This is a genomic window from Enterobacter sp. PGRG2 (genome assembly GCF_030291195.1).
In the GTDB taxonomy this organism is placed as follows: domain Bacteria; phylum Pseudomonadota; class Gammaproteobacteria; order Enterobacterales; family Enterobacteriaceae; genus Enterobacter_D.
Genome location: NZ_CP127837.1, coordinates 3,082,327 through 3,107,059 on the forward strand (window position 1 = coordinate 3,082,327; position 24,733 = coordinate 3,107,059).

At 56.5% G+C, this 24,733-nt stretch carries 28 protein-coding genes; 12 read left to right on the forward strand and 16 right to left on the reverse strand.

Features of this window, described 5'->3' with window-relative positions:
* Window positions 1–282: 282 nt before the first annotated feature.
* The gene (gene punC, locus QRD42_RS13720; protein WP_321987378.1) at window positions 283–1,467 is read right to left on the reverse strand and encodes a purine nucleoside transporter PunC; all 1,185 of its coding nucleotides are present in this window, start codon (window positions 1,465–1,467) and stop codon (window positions 283–285) included.
* A gap of 113 nt (window positions 1,468–1,580) precedes the next feature.
* Between punC and punR the strand changes: the two genes are divergently transcribed.
* Window positions 1,581–2,492, forward strand: a complete 912-nt coding sequence (gene punR, locus QRD42_RS13725; protein ID WP_072568298.1) for a DNA-binding transcriptional activator PunR — start codon at window positions 1,581–1,583, stop codon at window positions 2,490–2,492.
* A 16-nt stretch (window positions 2,493–2,508) separates the two neighbouring features.
* Here punR and purR read toward each other — a convergent pair whose 3' ends face one another.
* Complete coding sequence (purR, locus tag QRD42_RS13730; RefSeq protein WP_072568299.1) at window positions 2,509–3,534, reverse strand: HTH-type transcriptional repressor PurR; 1,026 nt, start codon at window positions 3,532–3,534, stop codon at window positions 2,509–2,511.
* 294 nt (window positions 3,535–3,828) lie between these two features.
* Here purR and QRD42_RS13735 point away from each other — a divergent pair, with 294 nt between their 5' ends.
* Both QRD42_RS13735 and QRD42_RS13740 read left to right on the forward strand, forming a co-directional pair.
* Entirely contained in the window at window positions 3,829–3,921 is a 93-nt protein-coding gene (locus tag QRD42_RS13735) for a YnhF family membrane protein (RefSeq protein ID WP_199775924.1), read from the forward strand.
* 172 nt (window positions 3,922–4,093) lie between these two features.
* Window positions 4,094–5,260: an MFS transporter gene (locus QRD42_RS13740; RefSeq protein WP_321987379.1), complete on the forward strand. Its 1,167-nt coding sequence runs from the start codon at window positions 4,094–4,096 to the stop codon at window positions 5,258–5,260.
* Between the two features lie 53 nt (window positions 5,261–5,313).
* Here QRD42_RS13740 and QRD42_RS13745 read toward each other — a convergent pair whose 3' ends face one another.
* The gene (locus QRD42_RS13745) at window positions 5,314–6,156 is read right to left on the reverse strand and encodes a C40 family peptidase (RefSeq protein ID WP_318373258.1); all 843 of its coding nucleotides are present in this window, start codon (window positions 6,154–6,156) and stop codon (window positions 5,314–5,316) included.
* A 328-nt stretch (window positions 6,157–6,484) separates the two neighbouring features.
* Between QRD42_RS13745 and grxD the strand changes: the two genes are divergently transcribed.
* A complete protein-coding gene (gene grxD, locus QRD42_RS13750) occupies window positions 6,485–6,832 on the forward strand; it encodes a monothiol glutaredoxin 4 (RefSeq protein ID WP_072568302.1) in 348 nt (115 codons plus the stop codon).
* A gap of 37 nt (window positions 6,833–6,869) precedes the next feature.
* On the opposite strand, the gene rnt is transcribed toward grxD, so the two are convergent.
* From rnt to QRD42_RS13770, 4 genes are all read right to left on the reverse strand, one after another.
* Window positions 6,870–7,526: a ribonuclease T gene (gene rnt, locus QRD42_RS13755; RefSeq protein ID WP_321987380.1), complete on the reverse strand. Its 657-nt coding sequence runs from the start codon at window positions 7,524–7,526 to the stop codon at window positions 6,870–6,872.
* 100 nt (window positions 7,527–7,626) lie between these two features.
* A complete protein-coding gene (gloA, locus tag QRD42_RS13760; protein ID WP_072568304.1) occupies window positions 7,627–8,034 on the reverse strand; it encodes a lactoylglutathione lyase in 408 nt (135 codons plus the stop codon).
* Window positions 8,035–8,121: 87 nt separating this feature from the next.
* Complete coding sequence (locus QRD42_RS13765) at window positions 8,122–9,216, reverse strand: alkene reductase (protein ID WP_321987381.1); 1,095 nt, start codon at window positions 9,214–9,216, stop codon at window positions 8,122–8,124.
* A gap of 53 nt (window positions 9,217–9,269) precedes the next feature.
* Complete coding sequence (locus QRD42_RS13770; RefSeq protein ID WP_072568306.1) at window positions 9,270–9,869, reverse strand: TetR/AcrR family transcriptional regulator; 600 nt, start codon at window positions 9,867–9,869, stop codon at window positions 9,270–9,272.
* A gap of 98 nt (window positions 9,870–9,967) precedes the next feature.
* On the opposite strand from QRD42_RS13770, the gene QRD42_RS13775 reads away from it, so the two are divergent.
* The 3 genes from QRD42_RS13775 to sodC all read left to right on the forward strand — a co-directional run bounded on the left by QRD42_RS13775 (window position 9,968) and on the right by sodC (window position 11,755).
* Window positions 9,968–10,207, forward strand: a complete 240-nt coding sequence (locus QRD42_RS13775; RefSeq protein WP_318373261.1) for a DUF1289 domain-containing protein — start codon at window positions 9,968–9,970, stop codon at window positions 10,205–10,207.
* Between the two features lie 49 nt (window positions 10,208–10,256).
* On the forward strand, window positions 10,257–11,153 hold the full coding sequence (locus tag QRD42_RS13780; RefSeq protein ID WP_321987382.1) for an aldo/keto reductase: 897 nt from the start codon (window positions 10,257–10,259) through the stop codon (window positions 11,151–11,153).
* 80 nt (window positions 11,154–11,233) lie between these two features.
* Window positions 11,234–11,755, forward strand: coding sequence for a superoxide dismutase [Cu-Zn] SodC (gene sodC / locus QRD42_RS13785; protein ID WP_072568309.1), 522 nt, complete (start codon window positions 11,234–11,236; stop codon window positions 11,753–11,755).
* On the opposite strand, the gene QRD42_RS13790 is transcribed toward sodC, so the two are convergent.
* From QRD42_RS13790 to QRD42_RS13800, 3 genes are read right to left on the reverse strand one after another with little or no spacing between them, the layout of a single operon-like run.
* Window positions 11,748–13,760, reverse strand: coding sequence for an FUSC family protein (locus QRD42_RS13790; protein WP_321987383.1), 2,013 nt, complete (start codon window positions 13,758–13,760; stop codon window positions 11,748–11,750). The two genes, sodC and QRD42_RS13790, sit on opposite strands and share 8 nt — an antisense overlap.
* Before the next feature lie 2 nt (window positions 13,761–13,762).
* Window positions 13,763–14,614 carry an HlyD family secretion protein gene (locus QRD42_RS13795; RefSeq protein WP_321987384.1) on the reverse strand — a complete coding sequence of 284 codons (852 nt, stop codon included), beginning with the start codon at window positions 14,612–14,614 and terminating at the stop codon, window positions 13,763–13,765.
* Complete coding sequence (locus QRD42_RS13800; RefSeq protein ID WP_321987385.1) at window positions 14,611–14,856, reverse strand: DUF1656 domain-containing protein; 246 nt, start codon at window positions 14,854–14,856, stop codon at window positions 14,611–14,613. The genes QRD42_RS13795 and QRD42_RS13800 overlap by 4 nt, the downstream gene beginning before the upstream one ends.
* Before the next feature lie 194 nt (window positions 14,857–15,050).
* Here QRD42_RS13800 and slyA point away from each other — a divergent pair, with 194 nt between their 5' ends.
* Window positions 15,051–15,491 (forward strand): transcriptional regulator SlyA, encoded by a 441-nt coding sequence (slyA, locus tag QRD42_RS13805; protein ID WP_072568313.1) that lies wholly within the window; start codon window positions 15,051–15,053, stop codon window positions 15,489–15,491.
* Window positions 15,492–15,542: 51 nt separating this feature from the next.
* On the opposite strand, the gene slyB is transcribed toward slyA, so the two are convergent.
* Window positions 15,543–16,010 (reverse strand): outer membrane lipoprotein SlyB, encoded by a 468-nt coding sequence (gene slyB / locus QRD42_RS13810; protein WP_072568314.1) that lies wholly within the window; start codon window positions 16,008–16,010, stop codon window positions 15,543–15,545.
* Between the two features lie 278 nt (window positions 16,011–16,288).
* Here slyB and anmK point away from each other — a divergent pair, with 278 nt between their 5' ends.
* The 4 genes from anmK to tyrS all read left to right on the forward strand — a co-directional run bounded on the left by anmK (window position 16,289) and on the right by tyrS (window position 19,961).
* Complete coding sequence (gene anmK, locus QRD42_RS13815) at window positions 16,289–17,422, forward strand: anhydro-N-acetylmuramic acid kinase (RefSeq protein WP_318363082.1); 1,134 nt, start codon at window positions 16,289–16,291, stop codon at window positions 17,420–17,422.
* 103 nt (window positions 17,423–17,525) lie between these two features.
* Window positions 17,526–17,849 carry a C-type lysozyme inhibitor gene (gene mliC / locus QRD42_RS13820; protein WP_072568316.1) on the forward strand — a complete coding sequence of 108 codons (324 nt, stop codon included), beginning with the start codon at window positions 17,526–17,528 and terminating at the stop codon, window positions 17,847–17,849.
* A gap of 56 nt (window positions 17,850–17,905) precedes the next feature.
* Window positions 17,906–18,562: a pyridoxamine 5'-phosphate oxidase gene (gene pdxH / locus QRD42_RS13825; RefSeq protein WP_072568317.1), complete on the forward strand. Its 657-nt coding sequence runs from the start codon at window positions 17,906–17,908 to the stop codon at window positions 18,560–18,562.
* A 124-nt stretch (window positions 18,563–18,686) separates the two neighbouring features.
* On the forward strand, window positions 18,687–19,961 hold the full coding sequence (gene tyrS / locus QRD42_RS13830; protein ID WP_318363079.1) for a tyrosine--tRNA ligase: 1,275 nt from the start codon (window positions 18,687–18,689) through the stop codon (window positions 19,959–19,961).
* Window positions 19,962–20,045: 84 nt separating this feature from the next.
* Here tyrS and gstA read toward each other — a convergent pair whose 3' ends face one another.
* From gstA to rsxG, 5 genes are all read right to left on the reverse strand, one after another.
* Window positions 20,046–20,648: a glutathione transferase GstA gene (gene gstA, locus QRD42_RS13835; protein ID WP_321987386.1), complete on the reverse strand. Its 603-nt coding sequence runs from the start codon at window positions 20,646–20,648 to the stop codon at window positions 20,046–20,048.
* 99 nt (window positions 20,649–20,747) lie between these two features.
* A complete protein-coding gene (gene dtpA / locus QRD42_RS13840; protein WP_321987387.1) occupies window positions 20,748–22,250 on the reverse strand; it encodes a dipeptide/tripeptide permease DtpA in 1,503 nt (500 codons plus the stop codon).
* 519 nt (window positions 22,251–22,769) lie between these two features.
* A complete protein-coding gene (gene nth / locus QRD42_RS13845) occupies window positions 22,770–23,405 on the reverse strand; it encodes an endonuclease III (RefSeq protein WP_318376289.1) in 636 nt (211 codons plus the stop codon).
* A complete protein-coding gene (locus tag QRD42_RS13850) occupies window positions 23,405–24,103 on the reverse strand; it encodes an electron transport complex subunit E (RefSeq protein WP_318363076.1) in 699 nt (232 codons plus the stop codon). Before QRD42_RS13850 ends, nth begins: the two co-directional genes overlap by 1 nt.
* A gap of 3 nt (window positions 24,104–24,106) precedes the next feature.
* Complete coding sequence (gene rsxG, locus QRD42_RS13855; RefSeq protein ID WP_321987388.1) at window positions 24,107–24,727, reverse strand: electron transport complex subunit RsxG; 621 nt, start codon at window positions 24,725–24,727, stop codon at window positions 24,107–24,109.
* Window positions 24,728–24,733: the final 6 nt, after the last annotated feature.

Here is a 24,733-nt window from a genome sequence, read left to right on the forward strand (position 1 = left end):
ATGTGATCAGAACCTTCAAACAGCGTAGTCGCTTTTTAGGGTTTGTGAGAAATCTCACGGAATGGTCCGCGAGCCAGAAATCCGACGTAGAACAGAGGAAGGGAGATTACCCTTGCCGAAAAGGCCGTCCGTGGTGAGAGAGGCGTCATCCTGCGCCTGTTACTGCATAATATTTATCGTAATTATATGTGCCGGAAATGAGTATAGGCCTCAGATCCGGCAGATACAATAGTAAATTCTTAGCAACCTAATCACTGATTTGTAACATAGTTGCCCGGTGAACTATGCAGAAGCGGTTTCAGCATCCGCATCTGGTACACCATGACGCTGCATCCGGTAACCGGCAGCGGCCAGTAATACGGTGATCAGCATTACGCTGGTGGTGGTCAACAGCGGCGTGCCGATAAGCGCGGACACCACCAGGCTGGCAAGGAAACAGAGCCCCAGTTGCAGGGTGTTTTGTAGCGCCGCCGCGCGTCCGGTCGCCTGCGGGAACGGGCGCAGCGCCTGGGCCACCACAATGGGATAGATGGCGCCGTTCGCCATTGCCATCACGCAGAAGGGCACCAGCAGCGCCGTGAGAGATTGACCCGCAACCAGCCCGGCTATCCAGGTACCCGCCACGCTCAGACCGTAGAACACCAGCAGCCACGGCAGTAACTTTTTACCCTGCCACTTTTGCAGCGCCGCGCGGCATCCATAGCCGCCGATCAGAAAGGCGATGGTTTGCGGTACATAGCTCAGGCCAATGGCCGCCGGGCCGTAGCCCATTTCGCTGAGGATAAAGGGCGAGCCGGTCAGCCAGGCGAAGAAGCTGGCGGAGCAGGCGGCGTAGATCAGCACGTTACCGCGGTAATCCCGGGAACGGAGCAGGGTGGCAAAGGTCAGCGGCACGTCGCTGCTGGTGGTTTTTTTTACCACCGGCTTCAGGCGCAGCGCGGGCAGCATCAGCACCAGCGTAATGACAAACAGCGTCATAAAAATCATTTGCCAGGAAAAATGCGCGAGGATCCAGCTACCCAGCAATGGCGCAAGGGCCGGAGAAAGACCCACCAGCGGCATAATGGTGGCGAAGATACGATTGGTGCGGTGCGCCGGATAGTGATCCGTCACCAGCGCCTGCCAGGTGACGGCGGCAGCGCAGACGCCGATCGCCTGGATAAAACGCAGCACCAGCAGCCAGGTGGCGTCGCGCACCCACAGCATGCCCAGACAGCCGACGGCAAAGAGCGCCAGACCGCTTAACAGCACCGGGCGGCGACCATAAGTATCGGACAGTGGACCCCACGCCAGTTGCGCAACCGCAAATCCGGCTAAAAACAGACTCAGGCTGGCGCTGACGGCAGCCGCCGGGGTTTGTAGATCATTCTGAATAACGGCGAAGGCGGGTAAATACATATCTGTAGCCAGAAAGCCCAGTACGCTTAACCCCGCCAGCCAGACTAAAAATCCTTTTCCAGGTTTCATGTCACGTTCTCTTGTTTTGGCAGGTGAGCAGAGCGGCAGAGTGTAGGGAGTGCAATGACGGTTGTGAAACGCTAATATTTGCACATTGCATTCAAAAAATTTGCAGGCAGAACATGTGGTCAGAATATTCACTGGAAGTGGTTGATGCGGTGGCACGAACCGGCAGCTTCAGCGCCGCGGCGCAGGAACTCCACCGGGTCCCATCGGCGGTTAGCTATACGGTGCGGCAACTGGAAGAGTGGCTGGCGGTACCGCTGTTTGAGCGCCGTCACCGTGACGTGGTGCTTACCCCCGCCGGACGCTGGTTTTTAAAGGAAGGACGATCTGTTATCAAAAAAATGCAGATCACCCGTCAGCAGTGTCAGCAGATCGCCAACGGCTGGCGGGGGCAGTTATCCATCGCGGTGGACAATATCGTTAAGCCCGAACGCAGCAGGCAAATGATTGTCGATTTCTACCGCCACTTTCAGGATGTGGAGCTGATCGTCTTTCAGGAAGTGTTCAACGGCGTGTGGGACGCGCTGGCGGATGGCCGCGTGGAGCTGGCGATCGGCGCGACCCAGGCGGTGCCGGTGGGTGGGCGCTACGCCTTCCGGGATATGGGGAAATTGAGCTGGAAGTGCGTGGTATCCCGTGAACACCCGCTGGCGGCGATGGACGGGCCGCTGAGCGATGACACCTTGCGCAACTGGCCGTCGCTGGTGCGCGAGGACACCTCCCGCTCGCTGCCCAAGCGTATTACCTGGCTGCTGGATAACCAGCGGCGCATCGTCGCGCCCGACTGGGAATCCTCGGCGGCCTGTCTGTCGGCGGGATTGTGCATCGGCATGGTACCGGCGCATTTTGCCAGGCCCTGGCTTGATCGCGGAGAGTGGGTGGCGCTGCCGCTTGAAAACCCCTTCCCGGACGCCGCCTGTTGCCTGACGTGGCAGCAAAAGGACAATTCGCCCGCCTTAAGCTGGCTGCTCGATTATTTAGGGGACAGCGAGACGCTGAATAAAGAGTGGTTGCGGGAGCCAGAGTGACTGGCTCCCGGCAGGCTTAACGGCGGTAGTCGCGGAACGGGCCGTCGGCGACCGAGCGGCGTTCTATGAGACGCGGGTGCACCTCAATGGACTGCGACTCTTCACGCTTGCTGACGATCCTGTCCATCAGCATATTGAAGGCCGTTTCGCCCAGCGAATCTTTCGGCTGGTGAATGGTGGTCAGCGCCGGGGTGAAGAAACGGGCGTTGCGCACGTTGTCATAACCAATCAGCGACACGTCCTGCGGCACGCGCAGACCCATTTCATCAGCTCCGCAGAGCGCGCCCATCGCCATCACGTCGCCGCCGCAGAAGACTGCGGTCGGACGATGCGGCTGGGAGAGGATCTGCTGCATGGCGCGGTAGCCGGATTCCGGCTCAAAGTCGCCCTGCACGATCCAGTTTTCGGGCACCTTAATCAGCGCTTCTTCCATCGCTTTCATAAAGCCCGCCAGACGGCCCGCGCCGGTGTTACGCTCAAGCGGGCCCGGAATGACGCCGATTTCACGGTGGCCACGTTCGATCAGATAACGGCCCGCCATATAGCCGCCTTCAAAAGCGTTATCGATCACCGAATCGGTAAAGTCCGCTTTCGCTTCGCCCCAGTCCATCACCACCATCGGGATATGACGGTACTCTTCCAGCATGCGCAACAGCGGGTCCGGGTATTCAGAACACATCACCATCAGGCCGTCGACGCGCTTTTGCGCCATCATCGACAAATAAGCGCGCTGCTTTTCCAGGTTGTTCCAGGCGTTGCCGAGGATCAGGGTATAGCCCTTCTGGAAGCAGTTTTTCTCAACCGCTTCAATGATTTCGGCAAAGTAGGGCGCTTCGCTGCTGGTCGCCAGCAAGCCAATCGACTTGGTATGGTTAACCTTCAGACTGCGCGCCACTGCGCTGGGGGAGTAATGCAGCTCTTTGATGGCTGCCCACACCGCGTTGCGCGTTTCTTCCGCAACAAAACGGGTTTTGTTAATAACATGTGATACGGTTGTAGTGGAAACGTTTGCGCGTTTCGCTACATCTTTAATTGTTGCCATTAGATCTCACTCCAGACCATATCTTAAACTCCTGATACTTCTACAGGTAAACGTTTGCCTTTATTAACCCTTCGCACAACTTTTTCAGGTTGCGATACGCCGGGAAAACAACACAGGACGTCAGGAGGGGTCAGTGGCCGGTACGCGAATAAATTTAGCGTGGAATTCTGGCTGATCTTGATGAAAAGGGGAAGCCTAAAAATGGTTATCAATCTAAAACAGAGAAGATTTTTGCGTTTAACTGTGCAAAAATGAACAATCTCACTTTTTGTGGGGGTTAACAAAGGAAAAAAAATGATGGATAGCAATCTGAAGTATTCGCTGTTTACTACCGTAATCGTGCTCAGCCTGATCGTTGCTGGTGCAATGACTGCCGCTTTTAATTGATCCAGAGCAGGGAGAGCGCTCTCCCTCTCTTTTTCATTCCCGCCGATTGTTATCAAATTTGCAATAATCTTTTGTCACTTCATTAACTTCTGTTTTTTTGTGATTAATGTCATGCTTTTGACTTCACCGCGAGGCGCTCTGTACGCCATCGCATTACTGGAGTCATGTAATAATGAAGATAAATTTTCCCCTGCTGTCACTGGCAATCGGGGCTTTCGGGATAGGTACGACTGAATTTTCACCCATGGGATTGCTGCCGGTTATCGCCCGTGGCGTTGACGTCTCGATCCCTGCCGCCGGCATGCTGATCAGCGCCTATGCGATCGGCGTGATGGTGGGCGCTCCCCTGATGACGCTGCTGCTGTCGCATCGCGCCCGTCGTAACGCGCTGATCTTCCTGATGGCGATTTTCACCCTCGGTAATGTACTGTCGGCCATTGCGCCGGATTACACCACGCTGCTGCTGTCGCGCATTATCACCAGTCTTAACCACGGCGCCTTCTTTGGCCTGGGATCAGTTGTGGCGGCCAGCGTGGTGCCGAAACACAAACAGGCCAGCGCCGTGGCGACCATGTTTATGGGACTGACCATCGCCAATATCGGCGGCGTGCCTGCGGCAACCTGGCTTGGGGAAACCATCGGCTGGCGGATGTCCTTCCTCGCCACCGCGGGTCTGGGCGTGGTGGCGATGATCAGCCTGTTCATCTCCCTGCCGAAGGGGAGTGCAGGTGTGCGGCCGAATGTGCGCAAGGAACTGTCGGTGCTGATGCGCCCGCAGGTGCTGTCAGCGTTGCTGACCACCGTGCTGGGCGCCGGGGCGATGTTTACGCTTTATACCTATATCTCGCCGGTGTTGCAGGAGCTGAATCACGCCACGCCGTTCTTTGTCACCGCGATGCTGGTGCTGATCGGCGTGGGCTTCTCGCTGGGCAATTACCTGGGCGGCAAGTTTGCCGATCGTTCCGTCAGCGGCACGCTGAAAGGCTTTCTGTTGCTGCTGATGGTGATCATGCTGGCGATCCCGCTACTGGTGAAAAGCGACATCGGCGCGGCCGTGGCAATGGTAGTGTGGGGTGCCGCAACGTTCGCGGTGGTGCCGCCATTGCAGATGCGCGTAATGCGTGTCGCTCATGAAGCGCCGGGGCTGTCTTCGTCCGTGAATATCGGCGCTTTTAACCTCGGCAATGCGCTGGGCGCGGCGGCGGGCGGCGCGGTGATCTCCGCAGGATTAGGCTACGCCGTCGTGCCGGTGATGGGCGCGGTTATTGCGGCGCTGGCGTTGCTGCTGGTGCTGTTTTCCGGGCGCGCCGATGCCCGCCGGGAATGCGTGGCGAACTGATCGTTACTGAGTAAAAAAGAAAAACACCCTGCCAGTCCGGCAGGGTGTTTTTTTTAGCGGACGTTTTTCGGCGTCATCACCCGGCGCGCGCCCACATAATGACGCTGCCAGTAATCTTCGCTAAGGGAAGTGATTTGAATATCCTGACCACTGCGCGGCGACTGGATGAATTTGCCATTGCCAACGTAGACGCCCACGTGATCGGCGGTGCCGCGACCCTGCGTGCGGAAGAACACCAGATCGCCCCGTTCCAGCTCGCCCGGGTTGACCGGCGAGGCATCACGCAGGTGATACATTTCATTGGCGGTGCGCGGGATGCGGAACTTCACCAGATCTTTATAGGCGTAATACACCAGCCCGCTGCAATCGAAGCCGGTACGCGGCGAGGTGCCGCCCCAGTGATAGGGTTTGCCGATCTGATTCATTAATGTCGATAACGCCGCCGTCTGGGCCTTTTTAATGCGCACTTTATGCGCGTCTGCCAGGGTAACCGGCTTGCTGTTTTTCACTTTCACGCAGTGCTGCTTGCGGCCTTTACGGGTAGTGCACTTTTCCGTAAAGGTAACGGCGGCAATTTTCCCCGGGCTGGATTTGCTTTTGCGTGAGGCGAGGCTGCTCGTTTTGGTGCCGGATGAGACGCGTTTTGTTCTGCTGGAGGTTTTTTGACTGGCGGAACTGCTGGATGCTTTTTTAGCTATTTTTTTACTGCTGCCACTGCTTTTCTTTGTTGTCTTTTGGGTCGTGCTTTGCTTCTTACGGTCGCTGGTTTTCGCCAGATGCGTTTTTTGCACGGCAGAGGGCCGCGCCTGTTCAGACGCCTGGCTTAATGGCGCAAACGTCAGCGAAGCAAAAACCAAAGCACAGAGCGTGATCGAGACTTTATTTATCCGCGCCACTGAGCAATCCCCTGATTCGGGCAGGCATGAAATCATGCGTGCGTGTGATTTTCAAAACTCGTCGATTCTAAAGCATAAAATGCTAAAAAGGTAAGAGCCTTTTTGCATCCTTGCGCTGTTTCGTTAACAAGCGCAAAAAAAAGCAGCAATTCAGGGAAGGAAACGGTTAAGGCATGAGCGAATCGTTTCGCTCAAACTGATATTCTTAAGGCATCTTTATCCGACAGACGATAATATAACGCGTGGTGAACAAAATGTTATTTTCCGTGGGTTGTCTGAACCGCTACAATAAGACGACTGTCGTAGAAGAAGTTAAGGAAGCAAGACAATGAGCGAGACCATCGAAAAAATCCAGCGTCAAATCGCTGAAAACCCGATCCTGCTGTACATGAAAGGTTCCCCTAAGCTGCCAAGCTGCGGCTTCTCTGCCCAGGCAGTTCAGGCGCTTTCCGCCTGTGGCGAACGCTTTGCTTATGTTGATATTCTGCAGAACCCGGACATCCGCGCCGAGCTGCCGAAATACGCCAACTGGCCGACCTTCCCGCAGCTGTGGGTGGATGGCGAGCTGGTAGGCGGCTGCGACATCATCATTGAGATGTACCAGCGCGGAGAACTTCAGCCGCTGATCAAAGAAACCGCCGCGAAGTACAAAACCGAAGAGCCGGGCGCTGAATAAGCGCAGGCAATAAAAAAGCACCCTCGGGTGCTTTTTTTTATGGCTGATTTTCGTCGCCAGGCATCGCTATCGGCCAGCCGCCCAGCCGCTTCCAGCGGTTAACGATCTCGCAGAACAGCAGGGCGGTTTGCTCAGTATCATAAAGGGCAGAGTGGGCCTGGGTGCTGTCGAAATCCAGACCGGCGGCGGCGCAGGCTTTGGAAAGTACCGTCTGTCCCAGCGCCAGACCGCTCAGTGAGGCGGTGTCAAAGGTGACAAACGGATGGAAAGGGTTGCGTTTCAGCGAGGCGCGCGCGGCGGCGGCCATCATAAAGCTGTGATCGAAGGTCGCATTGTGGGCCACCATGATCGCGCGGCTACAGCCGCTGTCTTTAATGCCTTTGCGCACCATTTTGAAAATCGCATGCAGCGCATCGTGCTCACTGATCGCCCCGCGCAGCGGGTTAGCAGGATCGATACCGTTGAACGCCAGCGCTTCAGGCTGCAGATTTGCCCCTTCGAACGGCTCAACGTGAAAATGCAGCGTGCTGTCCGGCATCAGCCAGCCCTCATCATCCATTTTTAAGGTAATGGCGGCAACTTCGAGCAGCGCATCGGTTTTGGCGTTAAACCCGGCGGTTTCCACATCAATAACAACAGGGTAAAAACCACGAAAACGGCCGCACAGACCGGTGAGTTGAGCGTTATCGGACATCAGGATCTCTTAAGACGGAAAATTGCAGCGCGCATTATGGCAAATTTTACGCAAGGATTATACCGCGCAGAAAGAACGGGCGCGGCGCGCCCGTGGGGGATCAGTTGCCCAGACCGCGACCGGCGTCTTTGGCTTCGATCAGTTCGATTTTATAACCGTCCGGATCTTCAACGAAGGCGATAACCGTGGTGCCGCCTTTAACCGGGCCAGCTTCACGGGTGACATTGCCGCCATTCTGACGGATACGTTCGCAGGCTTCAGCCGCGTTATCCACTTCCAGCGCGATATGACCGTAAGCGGTGCCCAGCTCATAGCTGTCGACGCCCCAGTTATAGGTCAGTTCGATAACCGCTTCGTCGCTTTCCGGGCCGTAGCCCACAAATGCCAGCGAGTATTTGTATTCGGTATTTTCACTGGTACGCAGCAGCGTCATGCCCAGCACGTTGGTGTAGAAGTCGATGGAGCGTTGCAGATCGCCAACACGCAGCATGGTGTGAAGTAAGCGCATAATATCCTCTTAATCAGTTGTTTTGCGTTCCGGTCGTAAAGCTTTATGCAGTATAGCGGCGGAGTGTCGCCGCTATCAATCAACGGATCACAGAGTAGGGTAGTCGGTGTAACCTTCCGCGCCGCCGCCGTAGAAGCTTTCCGGGCGCTGCGGGTTCAGTTCCGCTTTGCGCTCCAGGCGCTCAACCAGATCCGGGTTGGCGATATAGTCACGACCAAAGGCCACCGCATCGATCAGCCCTTTGCCGATCAGATCTTCGGCTTTCTCCGGCGTATAAGCCCCGGCGCCGATAATCGGGCCATGGAAACGGGCGCGCACTTTTTCACGGAAGGCTTCGGTATAAGGCGCGCCACCCGCCCAGTCTGGCTCAGACATGTGCAGGTAAGCGATGCCGCGACGGGCCAGCTCTTCGATCAGGTACAGCGCATCGGCTTCTTCGTTAGGGCCATTGTCGGTGTTCTGGAAGGTACCGATTGGCGAGACGCGAATACCAATGCGATCTGCGCCCCACTCGTTACAGACCGCATCCACCACTTCCAGCACCAGACGGGCGCGGTTTTCCACGCTGCCGCCGTACTCATCGGTACGCTGGTTAGCGGAAGGGGACAGGAACTGGTGCAGCAGGTAACCGTGGGCGGCATGCAGTTCGACCAGATCAAAACCGGCTTCGCGGGCGTTGGCGACAGCCTGGCGGAAATCGTTCACGATGCCCGGAATTTCATCGATTTCCAGCGCGCGCGGCACGGAGGTTTCTTCGCGGATGGCGTTGCCATTGGCATCACGCAGGGAAGTACGGGTACCCGCTGCGATGGCAGAGGGCGCGACCGGCGCCTGACCGCCCGGTTGCAGGCTGGTGTGGGAGATACGACCGGTGTGCCACAGCTGTACGGCCATATGGCCATTTTCAGCGTGCACGCCAGCGGTGATTTTTTTCCATGCGGCAATCTGCTCCGGGCTGTGCAGCCCCGGCGCGCCCGCATAGCCTTTCGCCTGGGCGGAAATCTGTGTCGCTTCGCTGATGATAAGACCGGCGCTGGCGCGCTGGCGGTAATATTCGCCCATCAGCGGGGTCGGAATATCGCCTGGCTCAATGCTGCGCAGGCGCGTCAACGGAGCCATAAATACACGGTTCGGTACGGTAATGGCACCCACTTTCAATGGGGTAAATAACGATTTAGACATAACTGCTCCTGAATAGACCGGTCGACTAGTAAAAGTAGAAATAAAAACGCCTGTTATTGTGCAGGCGCTGCGATAACAAATCGGGCATGTGCCAGCGCGCTTTCCAGCGGCACGGCGCTGCGTGACATCTTGGCCTGCAGATTCGCCCCCAGCCACAGGGAATAGAGCACCTGAGCCTGCGTCTGCGCATCGCCGGGAAAATCGAGGCTGCGCTCACCACGGCCTTTTTCCAGCGCATCCGCAATCAGGGCGATCACCTGGGTTGCGCCATTATTCATGGCGGTGCGCATATCCTCTGACAGATCGCACACTTCCGCAGACAGCTTCACCGTCAGACAACCGCTGATAATGCCCTGCTGACGAAACTGCTCCAGCGTATATTCATAATAGGCCAGCACGCGGTCACGGTAATTACCTTCACTGCTGGCAAAATGCTGCGCCAGCCGCGCATGGTAATTTGCGTAATGACGCTCCAGCAGCGCGACGCCGAAGGCTTCTTTCGAGCGGAAATAGTGATAAAACGAACCCTTGGGCACTTCCGCCGTTTTCAGCAGTTCGCTTAATCCCATGCCGGTGAAGCCACGGTGCATACATAACTGCTCGCCGGTGGCCAGCAGATGTTCGCGGGTATCATGTTCAGTGTGTCTGTTCATGACGTCACTGTAATAGACCGTTCGGTCTAATGCAAGACGATTTGCGAAATGCTCCGGTGGCGTCTTCAATGTAATAAACCCTAAACCGGAGGCCGGGCGTGGCAGAGCAACTTGAGTTTTTCCCGATCCAGAGTCCGTGTCGGGGCATTTGTCAGACGGACGAGCGCGGATTTTGCCGCGGCTGCATGCGAACGCGGGACGAACGTTTTAACTGGCAAAACATGAGTGATACGCAAAAGCAGACGGTGTTGCGCCTGTGCCGCCAGCGTCTGCTGCGTAAATTACGCGCAAACAAACCGGATGCGCCGGAGGAACCGCAACAACCTTCACTTTTTTAATCGTGCATATGCGTATACTCAGAGCACATTAATTAAAGAGGAAGCGGTTATGGTTCAGCGTATTACCCTTGCGCCGCAAGGCCCGGAATTTTCACGTTTCGTAATGGGTTACTGGCGTCTGATGGACTGGAATATGTCTGCGCGCCAGCTGGTGAGCTTCATTGAAGAACATCTCGATCTGGGCGTGACCACTGTCGATCACGCCGATATTTATGGCGGTTATCAGTGCGAAGCGGCCTTTGGTGAAGCCTTAAAGCTGGCCCCGCATCTGCGCGCCCGCATGGAAGTGGTGTCCAAGTGCGGCATCGCCACCACCGCCCGCGCGGAAAATGCGCTCGGTCATTACATCACCGATAAAAGTCATATCATCGCCAGCGCCGAACAGTCGCTGCGCAATCTGGCTGTCGATCATCTTGATTTGCTGCTGATCCACCGCCCGGATCCGTTGATGGATGCGGATGACGTGGCGGAAGGCTTCCTGCATCTGCACCAGAGCGGCAAAGTGCGTCATTTCGGCGTGTCAAACTTTACCCCGGCGCAGTTCGCGCTGTTGCAGTCCCGTCTGCCGTTTACCCTCGCCACCAACCAGGTTGAAATTTCACCGGTGCATCAGCCGCTGATCCTTGACGGCACTCTCGATCAGCTCCAGCAACTGCGCGTGCGCCCGATGGCGTGGTCCTGCCTTGGCGGCGGTCGTCTGTTCAACGACGACGCTTTCCAGCCGCTGCGGGATGAACTGGCGCAGATCGCCCAGGAAGTGAATGCCGCCAGCATTGAGCAGGTGGTCTATGCGTGGGTTCTGCGTCTGCCGTCACAGCCGCTGCCGATTATCGGCTCCGGTAAAATTGAGCGCGTACGGGCTGCTATTGAGGCGGAAAACATCCAGCTCAGCCGCCAGCAGTGGTTCCGTATCCGCAAAGCCGCGCTGGGCTACGACGTTCCCTGATCACGGAATAACCTGACTTTCCAGTGAGATCCTTACCCCTGGTTTACACTTCAGGGGTAAATCTGATCAAGGGAGGTTATATGAAGCGTTTTTGTCTCGCGATGCTGGCTCTGTCCGTCTGCGCAGGCGCGCAGGCTGCCAGCCAGGAAGTTACGATGAACCTCGTCACCTCCGGGGGCATCGGGCAGTCCATTGGTACAGTTAAAATCAGTGAAACCGATAAAGGGCTGGAATTTGCCCCCAATCTTAAAGCCCTGCCGCCCGGCGAGCACGGTTTCCATGTACATGCCAAAGGCTCCTGCGAACCGGCCATAAAAGACGGTAAAGCAGTGGCGGCAGAAGCCGCAGGCGGCCACCTCGATCCGCACGACACCGGCAAGCATGAAGGCCCGGAAGGTAAAGGGCATACCGGCGATCTGCCGGTGCTGGTGGTCAACAATGACGGCAAGGCCACCGACGCGGTGGTGGCGCCACGGCTGAAAAAACTTGATGAAGTGAAAGACAAAGCGCTGATGATCCACGTTGGCGGCGATAATATGTCCGACTCGCCAGAGCCCCTGGGCGGTGGCGGAGCCCGTTACGCCTGTGGTGTCATCAAGTAATCTCTGCAGGTACCACGCCTGCTGCCGGGGCCTGTTCAAGTTGCAGGAGCGCGCAATAGAGCCGCCAGACAATGGAGGCCAGTTCCCGCGCAGCAGGCTGGTGATGCCGGGCCAGCGTATCGCAGATGCGCTGTAGCTCCTCCAGCGTTACCCCCAGCGACCCATGCCGCACGCCTTTTTCACTCATCACGCCGCGCAGCAGGGCAAGACAGCGATCCCGCACCCTCGATAACGGATCGGAGCGGGTTTCCCAGTCGCGCAGCTGCCATACCACATGCGTACAGTTGAGCAGCACCACGCCCCAGCGCAACAACCAGCGCCTGGACTGCGCATCTTTACTCTGGCTGAGCTGGCTGACGTGATGATAAACCAGCGACTCGAACTCACTTTCGCGGTAGCGCGGCCGACGGCTTAGCTGATCGATAAACCGCAGGCGCAGGGCGCGAATATGACGATGGCTTTTACGGGCGTCCGATCCGGGACGCAGCACCGCGAATGCCAGCCACGCCATGCCCACGCCGAGTAATTTCCCCAGATCGTCATTCAGAAAATCCGCGAAGTCATACACCGGGGGATTGGTGACGGAAATAAACGATCCCATAAAGACGATCAATTGCCCCCAGAGACCGGCGTATTTCGCCATTTGCAGCTTCAGCAGTTGCATGGTGGTCAGCAGCGGAAACAGAAAAAGTAAAAACTGCCAAAGCTCTGAAATTTGCACCATCAGGCCAAACTTCACGGCAAAGCTGAACAGCGACAGTAAAAGCAGCGTGCGCATCAGCAGCGTCAGCGAGCTGAAAGGCGAAGCAACAGCGGAATAGAGCACGCAGCTGATGGCCGCCAGCGTTAGCGCCGACGCGCCAGCCTCCCACTGCGCGCCGATGGCCCATGCGCCGATGGCGATCAGGGTGACGAAGGTACGCAGTCCGCTCCATACGGCTTCCAGATTATCGGTATGACGGGCCAGCGCTGGCGCACGCGGCACGGTGAAAGCGGTGACGGGGCGGGCATGTTCCAGCCGCTGGATCCAGCGACTGCTGGCTAAGTGCAAGCGGCAAAAATAGCGCAGCCTGTCCCAGAAGGCGCGGTGGCGGTAATCGGCATCATCCCGCGGCGCAAGCGGGGCGATAATGCGCGCCACGGCATAAAAATCCGCATCCGGACGCCCGAGGGCGGCGAGCAGCTGTTCCAGCACTGGACGGGTGGCGGCCGGCGCGTCGGGCCAGTTCAGCAGCAGACGCCGCAGGCTTGAGATCACGCTGGTCATGCGTAGCTGTTGATGCAGTAAATAGTTGAGCAGGGCGTTTTGCTGGCGAAAGCGGTAGTGGCTCCAGAACGCCTGAATGCGCAGCAGGTTGAGGGTGAGGATCTGGCCGATGACATTTTCATGGGCGGCGCGAATGGCGTCGCTGGTGTCCGGCTGCCAGAGTAAGGCGGCGTGTTCCAGCAGGCGGGCTTGCCTGTTTTTCAGCGCGCTGAGCAGCGCCGTGCCATCCGGGGCGCTCGGCAGGATCATCATCATCATGCCCCCCGACAGGATCCCCACGATCACCTCGCAGACCCGCGACTGGGCGATGTCCCACAGCTCGCCGGTTTCGCTGATATTTATCACCGGAAAGGCGATGATCGCCGCGGTATAACCCGCCAGCTGAAAGGCATAGGCCACGTTATTGCTGTAGTGCGCGCAGGCCCAGGTGCAGTAGCCGATCCAGCCCGCCATGGCGAATAAAAACAGCCAGGGATCGTTAAGGGTATGACCGGCGATCAGCAGCGCGGCCACGGCCCCGAGCAGGCTTCCGGCGATGCGGCCAAGGCTTTTGCTGATCACCCCGCCGACGGTAGGAAAGCTGACGACCGCCGCAGAGGTCATCGCCCAGTAAGGTTCGTCGAGATTAAGCGTATAGGCGACGCTGAGCGCCAGACACATGGCGATACCATTGCGCAGGCCATAGCGCCATTGCGCACGGGTGGCCTTAAACCACGGCAGCGCCTGAAGCAGCCGCACCGTCAGCGTCCGATTGCCACGGTACAGGTGGTGCCGGACACCAGCGTCAGGCCCTGCGGCGGCGCATCGAATTCAATGCGCACCGGCACCCGCTGGGCCAGTCGTACCCAGGGCACGTTCGGTTTCACATCGGCCACCAGACCGCTGTCGCTCTCCACGCTCTGATCGTAGATAGCGCGACCAATACTGGATACGTGACCCTGTAACTTTTGATCGCTGCTGTAGAGCACCACGCTGGCGGGCATTCCCTCGCGGATATGGCGAAGTTTGGTCTCTTCGAAATAGCCGATGACATAAAACGAGTGGCTGTCCACTACCGCGAATACCGGCTGTCCGGCGGTGGCGTAATTACCCACGCGGGCGGAAAGATTGGTCACCCAGCCGTCAACCGGCGAGGTGACCGTCGTTTGCTGTTGCTGCCATTGCGCCTGCGCAAGCTCGGCCTGCGCCGCCGCGACGTCAGCCTGCATGGCTTTGACATTGATATTGGCGGTATCCAGATCTTCGGCGGAAATATAGTTATGAGGCAGATGTCGGCGGCGGCTGGCTTCGTTATTGGCTTTTGCCAGTTCCGTTTGCGCGCGAGCCAGTTGCGCTTCGGCGTTTAAAATGGCGATGCGATAGGGCGTTTCGTCGATGCGGAACAGCACCTCGCCGGCATGCACAAACTGATTATCCCGCACGTTCAGCGTCGTGATGCTGCCGGACACCTGCGGCGTAACGCTGACCTGTTCGGCGCGGATCTTGCCGTCCCGCGTCCAGGGCGACTGCATGTAATAATTCCACAGCCAGATCCCGGCAATGATGGCGAGGGCAAGCACCAGCAGCGTGGAGAAATATTTTAAGGTTTTCATAACGACGTCCACGCAATCAACAGGGCCAGAGCCAGTGCCACCGAAATTACGAATAAAGAGAGATCCATCAGCAGCGGATGCCAGATATCACCGGCATAGATCCAGCCGCGCAGCAGGCGATGGGCGATCAGCCAGAGAAAGAAACCAAGCGCGACGGCATAAAATAACGGTGGGAAATAAACGGATGCGCCGACAATCAGATCCTGGAGGGGCAGGCCAGAGGTGATGAATCTGAGCGTCACGGGCAGGGATCCTTTGCAAAATGAAGGGGGTGAACCCGGGTTATACAAAAAAGTAACAATAGCGCCTGGTTAACAAGCTTTTAAAAACAATACTATAGGAAAATACGTTAAAGCTTTACATTTGTTTTACCAATATAAATGCTGCACACTATTCTAAAATCAGTATAATAACTTAGCAAGCTAATTATAAGGAGATGAAATTGGAATCGCCATTAGGTTCTGATCTGGCACGTTTAGTGCGCATCTGGCGTGCTTTAATTGACCATCGCCTCAAACCTCTGGAATTAACGCAGACTCACTGGGTAACGCTGCATAATATTCACCAGTTACCTCCCGAGCAGTCGCAAATTCAACTGGCAAAAGCGATCGGCATTGAACAGCCTTCGCTGGTGCGTACGCTGGATCAGCTGGAAGACAAAGGGCTTATATCCCGTCAGACCTGCGCCAGTGACCGTCGTGCAAAACGTATCAAGCTCACAGAGAAAGCCACTCCCATTATAGATGAAATGGAAACGGTGATCAGAAAGACTCGCGGTGAAATACTGTCGGGGATTTCGGAAGAAGAATTGACGCAGCTTATCAGTCTTATCGCCCGGCTTGAGCAAAATATTATTGAATTACATACGCGTGATTAATGATAAAAGCCCTGCATTGCAGGGCTTTTTTATTACCTGGCCGCGTATAAATTAACGCGGAGACGCCGTTACCTGGCCGCCGTTGGTTGCCAGAGCGACACGCTGGCCTGGCGAGAAGCGGGAATTACCCTGTTTCTGCACCACGATAATGCTGTTGCCGTCGTCTTTACGGATTTCCAGCTCCACGCCCTGGGTTTTGTTCATGGAACCCTGCACGCCCTGTCCAGCCACGCCACCAGCGACCGCGCCCGCCGCCGTAGCCAGTGAACGGCCTGTGCCGCCGCCGACGGTGTTACCCAGGAAACCACCCAGTACCGCGCCGCCTAACGCGCCGATAACGTTAGAATCATCGCCGCCCTGGATCTGCACCGGACGTACGTTTACCACGGTACCGTAGGTCACACTCTGCACCTGCTTGGCTTCGGATGCCGTATAAACGTCTCCTGAAAGGCTATCGTTGTTCACGCAACCTGCAAGAGTGAAACCAATCAGCGAAACGGCCATTACACGTAACATCATTTATGAATCTCCTGTCCAACAAGAAACGCTCAGGTGAGCATCCGTATAACTAAATTATATGGCATTTAGCCATTGAGGACACAACTTCTGCCAGCTCGCGGTAAATATTGTACCTTTGGCCCGCTTAACTTCGTCTAAACGAAACAAGTGTAACGTCAAATGTCGCCTGGCGATAACGCCTATACACAAAAAGACATAAGACTTCATGGTATTAGCGGTCACTTTATGGTGGAGTGTTATGTCTGTTAACTTTTATCCGCACGCAAACAGGAAGGCGTATGAAATCAGGTCGCTACATTGGCGTTATGTCGGGAACCAGCCTGGACGGGGTGGACGTGGTCCTTGCGGCCATTGATGACCGGATGGTGGCGCAGCAGGCGAGCCTGACCTGGCCCATTCCCGTTCCGCTTAAGCAGGCGATCCTGAACATCTGCCAGGGGCAGCAGCTTACGCTGTCGCAGTTCGGGCAGCTGGATACGCAGCTCGGCAAACTCTTTGCAGAGGCGGTGCAGGCACTGATGGTCCGGGAGCAGCTGCGTCCGGAAGATGTGGTGGCGATTGGCTGTCACGGACAAACCGTGTGGCACGAGCCGCAAGGCGAAGCGCCGCATACGCTGCAAATCGGTGACAACAATCAAATCGTCGCCCGTACCGGCGTGACCGTCGTGGGCGATTTTCGCCGCCGGGATATGGCGCTGGGCGGGCAGGGCGCGCCGCTGGTGCCCGCCTTTCATCACGCCTTGCTCGCGCATCCCACAGAACGCCGCATGGTGCTGAACATTGGCGGCATCGCCAATCTCTCGTTGCTGTTTCCGGGGCAGCCGGTGCGCGGTTACGACACCGGGCCGGGCAATATGCTGATGGATGCCTGGATCTGGCGGCAAAAAGGTAAGCCCTATGATAAAGACGCACAGTGGGCCAGCGCAGGCAATGTGATCCTGCCATTGCTGCAAAATATGCAACGCGATGCCTATTTTTCCGCCCCCGCGCCGAAAAGCACCGGGCGGGAGTATTTCAACTACGGCTGGCTGGAACGCCACCTGGCGCATTTCCCCGGCGTGGCTGGCGCTGATGTGCAGGCCACACTGGTCGAGCTGACGGCGATAACTATTGCCGAACAGGTACAACTGAGCGGTGGCGCAGAGCGGTTGCTGGTGTGCGGCGGCGGCGGTCGTAATCCGCTGCTGATGGCGCGGCTGGCCGCGCTGCTGCCGGGTATTGAAGTCTCCACCACTGATGAAGCAGGGATCAGCGGTGACGACATGGAGGCGCTGGCCTTCGCCTGGCTGGCATGGCGCACCGTGGCGGGCTTACCGGGCAATCTGCCGTCGGTGACCGGCGCGTCCGCCGCCAGCGTACTGGGGGCGATATTCCCGGCGAATCCCCGCCATCCACCCCGCACGCGGGCATAATCAGAGTTTCCTGACTCCCCGGCACGCCTCTGGCCGGTAGACTGGTGCGGTAAAGCGAGAGGGTGCAACCCTCTCAGACCGGGAAAGTCTATGGGACAGGTGAATGAAAAAACTGTTAATCGCATGTGTGCCAGTGCTGCTGGCAGGATGTAGTACCTATAACCAGTTTGTCGATCGCATGAACACCGATACGCTGGAGTATCAGTGTGAAGAAAAACCGCTGACCGTGAAGCTGAATCATCCCCGCCAGGAAGTGAGTTTTGTGCTGGATAACAAACCGCTTATCCTGACGCAGGGCCTGTCGGCCTCCGGCGCGCGTTACACCGATGGGATCTATGTGTTCTGGTCGAAGGGCGACAGCGCCACCGTGTATCATCGCGATCGCGTGGTACTGGAGAACTGCCAGCTACAAAACCCGCAACGTTGAGATTTCCAGCCGGGCGGCGCACAATAGCGCCACCCGATCACAACGTAGCGAATGCCATGTCAGACCACGATGAACTGCAACATATTGCGCATCTGCGCCGTGAATACACCAAAGGCGGTTTACGCCGCAACGATCTCCCCGCTGAACCGATAGCGCTGTTTGAACGCTGGCTGGGTCAGGCCTGCGAAGCAAAACTGGCCGATCCCACCGCCATGGTGGTGGCCACCGTCGATGAAAACGGGCAGCCTTACCAGCGCATTGTGTTACTGAAACACTATGACGAAAAAGGCTTCGTGTTTTATACCAACCTCGGCAGCCGCAAGGCGCAGCATATCGAACGCAATCCTCGCGTAAATTTACTCTTTCCCTGGCATATGCTGGAGCGTCAGGTGATGGTCACCGGCAAAGCCGAACGCCTGTCGACGCTGGAAGTGGTGAAGTATTTCCACAGCCGCCCCCGCGACAGTCAGATCGGCGCCTGGGTTTCGCAGCAGTCCACCCGCATTTCCGCCCGCGGCATCCTCGAAAGCAAGTTTCTGGAACTGAAGCAGAAATTTCAGCAGGGAGAAGTGCCGCTGCCAAGCTTCTGGGGCGGTTTCCGCATCAGCATCGAGCAGATGGAATTCTGGCAGGGCGGCGCGCATCGTCTGCATGACCGTTTTTTATACCAACGGGAAAATGACGCCTGGAAAATTGACCGTCTCGCGCCCTGATCGCTAAAAATGTTGTGTTAAGCGCTGGTGCTCCTGTTTCCGGCGCTTTATTCTATGTCTCTTTTCGTAACTGGCGAAAGGCCGTGTACCGGCAGAGGTGCAGTCGTTTTAAATGGAGAATTTGATGGCAAGCAGTAACTTGATTAAACAATTGCAAGAGCGGGGCCTGGTCGCCCAGGTGACGGATGAAGAGGCGTTAGCCTCGCTGCTGGCGCAAGGTCCGATCGCGCTGTATTGCGGCTTCGATCCTACCGCTGACAGCTTGCATTTGGGGCATCTGGTTCCTTTGTTATGCCTGAAACGGTTCCAGCAGGCCGGGCATAAGCCAGTCGCGCTGGTGGGCGGGGCAACGGGTCTGATTGGCGATCCGAGCTTCAAAGCCGCCGAGCGTAAACTCAATACCGAAGACACCGTGCAGGAGTGGGTGGATAAAATCCGCCGCCAGGTTGCGCCTTTCCTCGATTTCGACTGCGGCGACAATTCCGCTATCGCGGCGAACAACTATGACTGGTTCGGCAACATGAACGTGCTGACCTTCCTGCGCGATATTGGTAAACACTTCTCTGTTAACCAGATGATTAACAAAGAAGCGGTGAAACAGCGTCTGAACCGCGACGACCAGGGCATCTCCTTCACCGAGTTTTCCTACAACCTGTTGCAGGGCTACGACTTCGCCTGTCTGAACAAACTGCACAATGTTTCGCTGCAAATCGGCGGCTCTGACCAGTGGGGCAACATCACCTCCGGTATCGATCTGACGCGTCGTATGCATCAGAAACAGGTATTCGGTCTGACCGTTCCGCTGATCACCAAGGCTGACGGCACCAAATTCGGTAAAACCGAAGGCGGCGCGGTATGGCTCGATCCGAAGAAAACCAGTCCGTACAAATTCTACCAGTTCTGGATCAACACTGCCGACGCCGATGTCTATCGCTTCCTGAAATTCTTCACCTTTATGGATCTGGAAGAGATCAACGCGCTGGAAGAAGAAGACAAGAACAGCGGTAAAGCGCCGCGCGCCCAGTATGTGCTGGCCGATCAGGTGACGCGTCTGGTGCACGGCGAAGAAGGGCTGGAAGCGGCAAAACGCATCACCGCCAGCCTGTTTAACGGCACCCTGAGCGATCTGAGCGAAGCCGATTTCGAACAGCTGGCGCAGGATGGCGTGCCGATGGTCGAGATGGAAAAAGGCGCGGATCTGATGCAGGCGCTGGTGGATTCCGATCTGCAGCCGTCCCGCGGCCAGGCGCGTAAAACTATCGCCTCTAATGCGGTGACCATCAACGGTGAAAAACAGGCCGATCCGGAATATACCTTCACCGACAGCGATCGTCTGTTCGGACGCTATACGCTGCTGCGTCGTGGTAAGAAGAACTACTGCCTGGTGTGCTGGAAGTAAGTTTTAAAGGTTAAAAAGGGAGTGAGAAATCACTCCCTTTTTTATTTGCAGGTCGGGTAAGCGAGGCGCTCGCCCGACGAAATGTTATAACCCTTCTGCTCCCTGCGCGGCGATCACGCTCTCACGCGCCGCCACACGCGCCACAAAGGCGTCGAGATTGCTCAGGCTGCCCATTTCCAGTTTCACCGCCCGCGCCCAGCGCAGCACGTTATAGAGATACGCATCGGCAATGGTGAAATGATCGCCTGCAATAAATTCCCGTGACGCCAGCTCGCCGTTTACGAAGCTCAATTTCTTCTCCAGCAACGCACGCGCCACTGGTTTGTACTCGTCCGGCGTATCCGGGCGGAACAGCGGCGTAAAGCCTTTGTGCAGTTCGGTGGCGATATAGTTCAGCCACTCCAGCGTTTTATAACGCGACAGATCGCTTGTCGGGGCCAGCAGATTTTTCTGCGGCGCGCTGTCCGCGAGGTACTGCATGATCACGACGGATTCGGTGATCAGCGTGCCGTCGTCCAGTTGCAGCGCCGGCACCTGGCCTTTCGGGTTAATGGCAAGATAATCGCTGCCGTCGCCGAGGCGTTTGGTCATCAGATCGACCGCTTCCAGCGTAAAATCCTTACCGGTTTCACGCAGAATAATATGTGGGGCAAGCGAGCAGGCGCCCGGTTTGTAGAACAATTTCATCGATCACTCCTGTTGTTATAGAAACTCAAGTGTACGTTAAACCTCAAAAAAAAACCGCTGACACTATGCCAGCGGTTTAATTTGCGTTTCCCGAAGCGATTACGCTTTCGCGATTTCCGGGGCGTCAGTTTTTACATCATCCTGCGCCATACGGTTCAGTTTCGGCGCCATCAGCACCATCAGCGCAGCCATGATTGCGGTGGCGATACCAATTTTCAGGAACACGCTGCCGTAGACGTTCAGGGACATCAGCGGATCGGTCACCCCTTCCGGGATCGCCATCAGGTTAGCCACATAACCGGCGATCAGGTTCGCACCGGCGGTGGTCAGGAACCAGCTACCCATGATGAAGCCCATCAGACGTTGCGGCACCAGCTGCGCCACCATTGCCAGACCCAGACCGGAAATCATCAGCTCGCCGATACTCTGGAAGGCGTAGCTCATGATCAGCCAGTTAACGGAAACGATACCCGCGTCGGTAGCGAATTTAGTACCCAGCGGCAGGATCAGGAAGGCCGCGGAGCACAGCACCATACCAATCGCAAACTTGTGCGGCATCGGCAGGTTGTCGCCCATCTTGTTATAGATGGCCGCAAGGATCGGGCTGCCAATGATGATCCAGAACGGGTTCAGCGCCTGGAACTGCTCCGGCTCGAAATTGATACCCAGAATGGCATGCTCAACGTTACGGATAGCGAAGAAGTTCAGCGAGGTCGGCATCTGGCTGTACAGCACGAAGAACACAATCGCCTGCAACATCAGAATGAAGGCGACGATCATTTTACGACGTGCCGCACCCTGCATGGAGAAGGTTTCTTTCGCGAAAATAACGATAATGCCCAGCGCGACGACGCCCAGCACCATACGAGCGATGCCCTGGTTGTGCAGCAGCCAGGTGGCGATGGTCACCAGTACAACGATACCTACGATGGTCAGCAGCAGGCTACCCACACGCAGCGGTTCAAAGTCTGGTTTAGAGCCATACTGTTTCACCCAGCGCTGGCAGAACGCGAAGTTCACCACGGTGATCAGCATACCCACCACGCTCAGCGCAAAGGCCATGCTCCAGCCGAACTTCGCGGCCAGCCATGGGGTTGCCAGCATGGAGAAGAAGGAGCCGATATTTACCGCCATGTAATACATGGTGAAGGCACCGTCCAGACGCGGATCGTCTTTCGAGTAGCAGGTGGAGAGCAGGGAAGACGGGTTCGCCTTAAACAGGCCGTTACCCACCGCAATGGTCGCCATACCCATATAAACCACCGCCGCGTCGTGACCGGACCATGCCACCAGGGCATAACCAATCGCCAGCACAATAGCGCCGAGCATAATCACACGTTTGGTACCCAGCACTTTGTCGCCCAGCCAGCCGCCGATGGCAACCAGACCGTACACGAGGGCGCTGAAGGACGAGAACAGCGTAATGGAATCAGATTCGGACATACCCAGTTGTTTCACCAGGTAGACGGCCATGATGCCTTGCAGACCGTAGAAGCCGAAGCGTTCCCATAATTCGATAGAGAAGATCAGATAAAACGCTTTCGGTTGTTTGAACGCGTTCATACTTACGTTATCTGCTGGTTTTTTGTTTGCAGTCGACACATATACCTCTTTTTTTACAACCCATATTAACGGGGGTGTTCAGTGCGCCATGTCCAGAGATCATTGCGCTTATAGTTATAGTGGGAGGGGAAAACGGCAGGTAATGTTCCCTATCCGGGGCTTCCAGGCAATACCTTTGTAATAGTCTGTTACATATAAACAGGGCGGGATAAAACTCGGAGCGGCTAAATGTTATTTAGCGTTAAATTTCACTATGGAATAAAACATAGTTTTTTACTCTGCAAAGGGGGCGGTGGTAGCGGGATATGGCGATATATTCTGCCATCTGGTAAAAAACTTAGCGAATTAGTCCAGTATTACAGAATTGACTGGTTTTATCTGTTGCTGGTTGAAAAAAAGCCTCTTTGATACAAGGCGTAACTTTGCCGAAAAATACAATATTTTAACAAGCTGAAAAAAATGCATCCGATGGTGTGGGTGGTAGTAATTTTTTGCGCTAAAAAAACATTCAGGCGCATTCCGATGGAATAAGCGCCTGCGGATCCGCTAAGCGCGGCGCTACTCGTAGACTTTTTCTTTGTATTCGCAGAGATCTTCAATCAGGCAGGAACCGCAGCGAGGCTTGCGGGCAATACAGGTATAGCGGCCATGCAGGATCAGCCAGTGATGACAGTCCACTTTAAACTCAGCTGGCACAACTTTCAGCAGGCTTTCTTCCACTTGCTCCACGTTCTTGCCGGGCGCGAAACGCGTGCGATTACAGACCCGGAAAATATGCGTATCCACGGCAATGGTCGGCCAGCCAAAAGCGGTGTTCAGCACCACGTTGGCGGTTTTGCGTCCGACGCCCGGCAGCGCCTCCAGCGCGGCGCGATCTTCCGGCACTTCGCCGCCGTGCAGCTCGATCAGCATACGGCAGGTTTTGATGACGTTTTCTGCCTTGCTGTTAAACAGGCCGATGGTCTTGATGTACGACTTCACCCCCTCGACGCCCAGCTCCAGCATCGCCTGCGGCGTATTCGCCACCGGGTAAAGTCTGGCGGTGGCTTTATTGACGCTGACATCGGTGGCCTGCGCCGACAGCAATACCGCAATCAGCAGCTCAAAGGGGGAGCTGAAGTTAAGCTCGGTGGTCGGATGCGGATTATTATCCCGCAGGCGGGTCAGGATTTCCCTTCGTTTAACGTTGTTCATTATGCCTTCTCTGGCGTTACGTCCGGCACCGCGTCGGAGGTTGCCACCGCCGCCGCGCGACGTTTTTTACTGCGTTCATCAATCAGGTATTTCACCGCCAGCATCATGCCGAGGCCAATAAAAGCGCCGGGGGGCAGCATCGCCAGCAGGAAAGGGGAATCGGTGTGGAAGACTTCAATGCGCAGCGCTTTGGCCCAGCCACCCAGCAGCGCATCCGCGCCGTCAAACAGGGTGCCGTTACCGAGGATTTCACGCATCGATCCCAGCACAAACATCGCGCCGGTGGCGCCCATGCCGATGGCAAAGCCGTCCAGCGCCGACAGCGCCGGGCCTTTCTTCGCCGCAAAAGCTTCTGCCCGACCCACCACGATACAGTTGGTGACGATCAGCGGAATAAAGATCCCCAGCGACTGGTACAGGCCAAACGCATAGGCGTTGATCAGCATCTGCACCACGCTCACCACAGAGGCGATAATCATCACGTAAATGGGAATACGGATCTCCGACGGCGTCCAGCGGCGCAGGGCGGAAATGGACAGGTTAGTCAACGTCAGCACCAGGGTGGTGGCCAGCCCCAGTCCCAGCGCGTTGGTGGCGGTAGAGGTCACCGCCAGCAGCGGACACATCCCCAGCAGTTGCACCAGCGCGGAGTTGTTTTTCCACAACCCCTGAACAATAACCTCTTTGACTTCGCTCATGGTTTACTCTCCACAGGCCGGTAATTGGTTAAGACGGGCAGGCAGCGATTGTGCGTAGATCCCCGCCCGTTTGACGGCGTTCACCACCGCGCGCGGGGTGATGGTTGCCCCGGTAAACTGATCGATATCGCCGCCGTCCTTTTTCACTGCCCAGTGCGCGCTGTCCTGCGGATCGATTTTGCGGCCTGCAAAGGTCAGGATCCAGTCAGAAATGCGCAGCTCAATTTTGTCCCCCAGTCCCGGGGTTTCATGATGTTCAGTCACGCGCGCCCCGGTCACCGTACCGGAAAAATCCGCGCCGACCAGCAGCTGGATCGCACCGGAATAGCCGTCCGGCGCGGTGGCTTCAATGATGGCCGCCACCGGCGTGTCGTCTTTTCGGGCAATATAGACGCGATGCTCACCTTTGCCCAGCTCTGGCGCAGTAACAAAATAGCAGCTCTGGCTGAGATCGTTATCATAAAGCGACGCGGGCACTACCTGATCGAACAGCGCTTTCTGTTGCAGCGCCGCCTGATCGTCAATGGTCGATTTAGTCAGCTGGTTGATTGCGGCGGTCATGCCGGTACAGCAGGCGGCAAAGATCGCCAGCGTCACACCGTGTTTTTGCATGGTCTTTAACATGGTGCG

What these genes read in the sequence shown, in the direction of transcription:
- punR (WP_072568298.1), top strand. Translation starts at nt 1,581, where the DNA reads ATGTGGTCAGAATATTCACTGGAAGTGGTTGATGCGGTGGCACGAACC.
- rsxG (WP_321987388.1), bottom strand. Translation starts at nt 24,727, where the DNA reads ATGTTAAAGACCATGCAAAAACACGGTGTGACGCTGGCGATCTTTGCC.
- QRD42_RS13795 (WP_321987384.1), bottom strand. Translation starts at nt 14,614, where the DNA reads ATGAAAACCTTAAAATATTTCTCCACGCTGCTGGTGCTTGCCCTCGCC.
- QRD42_RS13735 (WP_199775924.1), top strand. Translation starts at nt 3,829, where the DNA reads ATGATGGATAGCAATCTGAAGTATTCGCTGTTTACTACCGTAATCGTG.
- slyB (WP_072568314.1), bottom strand. Translation starts at nt 16,010, where the DNA reads ATGATGTTACGTGTAATGGCCGTTTCGCTGATTGGTTTCACTCTTGCA.
- sodC (WP_072568309.1), top strand. Translation starts at nt 11,234, where the DNA reads ATGAAGCGTTTTTGTCTCGCGATGCTGGCTCTGTCCGTCTGCGCAGGC.
- gstA (WP_321987386.1), bottom strand. Translation starts at nt 20,648, where the DNA reads ATGAAATTGTTCTACAAACCGGGCGCCTGCTCGCTTGCCCCACATATT.
- QRD42_RS13850 (WP_318363076.1), bottom strand. Translation starts at nt 24,103, where the DNA reads ATGAGCGAAGTCAAAGAGGTTATTGTTCAGGGGTTGTGGAAAAACAAC.
- rnt (WP_321987380.1), bottom strand. Translation starts at nt 7,526, where the DNA reads ATGTCCGATAACGCTCAACTCACCGGTCTGTGCGGCCGTTTTCGTGGT.
- QRD42_RS13780 (WP_321987382.1), top strand. Translation starts at nt 10,257, where the DNA reads ATGGTTCAGCGTATTACCCTTGCGCCGCAAGGCCCGGAATTTTCACGT.
- purR (WP_072568299.1), bottom strand. Translation starts at nt 3,534, where the DNA reads ATGGCAACAATTAAAGATGTAGCGAAACGCGCAAACGTTTCCACTACA.
- nth (WP_318376289.1), bottom strand. Translation starts at nt 23,405, where the DNA reads ATGAACAACGTTAAACGAAGGGAAATCCTGACCCGCCTGCGGGATAAT.
- punC (WP_321987378.1), bottom strand. Translation starts at nt 1,467, where the DNA reads ATGAAACCTGGAAAAGGATTTTTAGTCTGGCTGGCGGGGTTAAGCGTA.
- QRD42_RS13740 (WP_321987379.1), top strand. Translation starts at nt 4,094, where the DNA reads ATGAAGATAAATTTTCCCCTGCTGTCACTGGCAATCGGGGCTTTCGGG.
- anmK (WP_318363082.1), top strand. Translation starts at nt 16,289, where the DNA reads ATGAAATCAGGTCGCTACATTGGCGTTATGTCGGGAACCAGCCTGGAC.
- pdxH (WP_072568317.1), top strand. Translation starts at nt 17,906, where the DNA reads ATGTCAGACCACGATGAACTGCAACATATTGCGCATCTGCGCCGTGAA.
- mliC (WP_072568316.1), top strand. Translation starts at nt 17,526, where the DNA reads ATGAAAAAACTGTTAATCGCATGTGTGCCAGTGCTGCTGGCAGGATGT.
- gloA (WP_072568304.1), bottom strand. Translation starts at nt 8,034, where the DNA reads ATGCGCTTACTTCACACCATGCTGCGTGTTGGCGATCTGCAACGCTCC.
- grxD (WP_072568302.1), top strand. Translation starts at nt 6,485, where the DNA reads ATGAGCGAGACCATCGAAAAAATCCAGCGTCAAATCGCTGAAAACCCG.
- slyA (WP_072568313.1), top strand. Translation starts at nt 15,051, where the DNA reads ATGAAATTGGAATCGCCATTAGGTTCTGATCTGGCACGTTTAGTGCGC.
- QRD42_RS13765 (WP_321987381.1), bottom strand. Translation starts at nt 9,216, where the DNA reads ATGTCTAAATCGTTATTTACCCCATTGAAAGTGGGTGCCATTACCGTA.
- tyrS (WP_318363079.1), top strand. Translation starts at nt 18,687, where the DNA reads ATGGCAAGCAGTAACTTGATTAAACAATTGCAAGAGCGGGGCCTGGTC.
- QRD42_RS13770 (WP_072568306.1), bottom strand. Translation starts at nt 9,869, where the DNA reads ATGAACAGACACACTGAACATGATACCCGCGAACATCTGCTGGCCACC.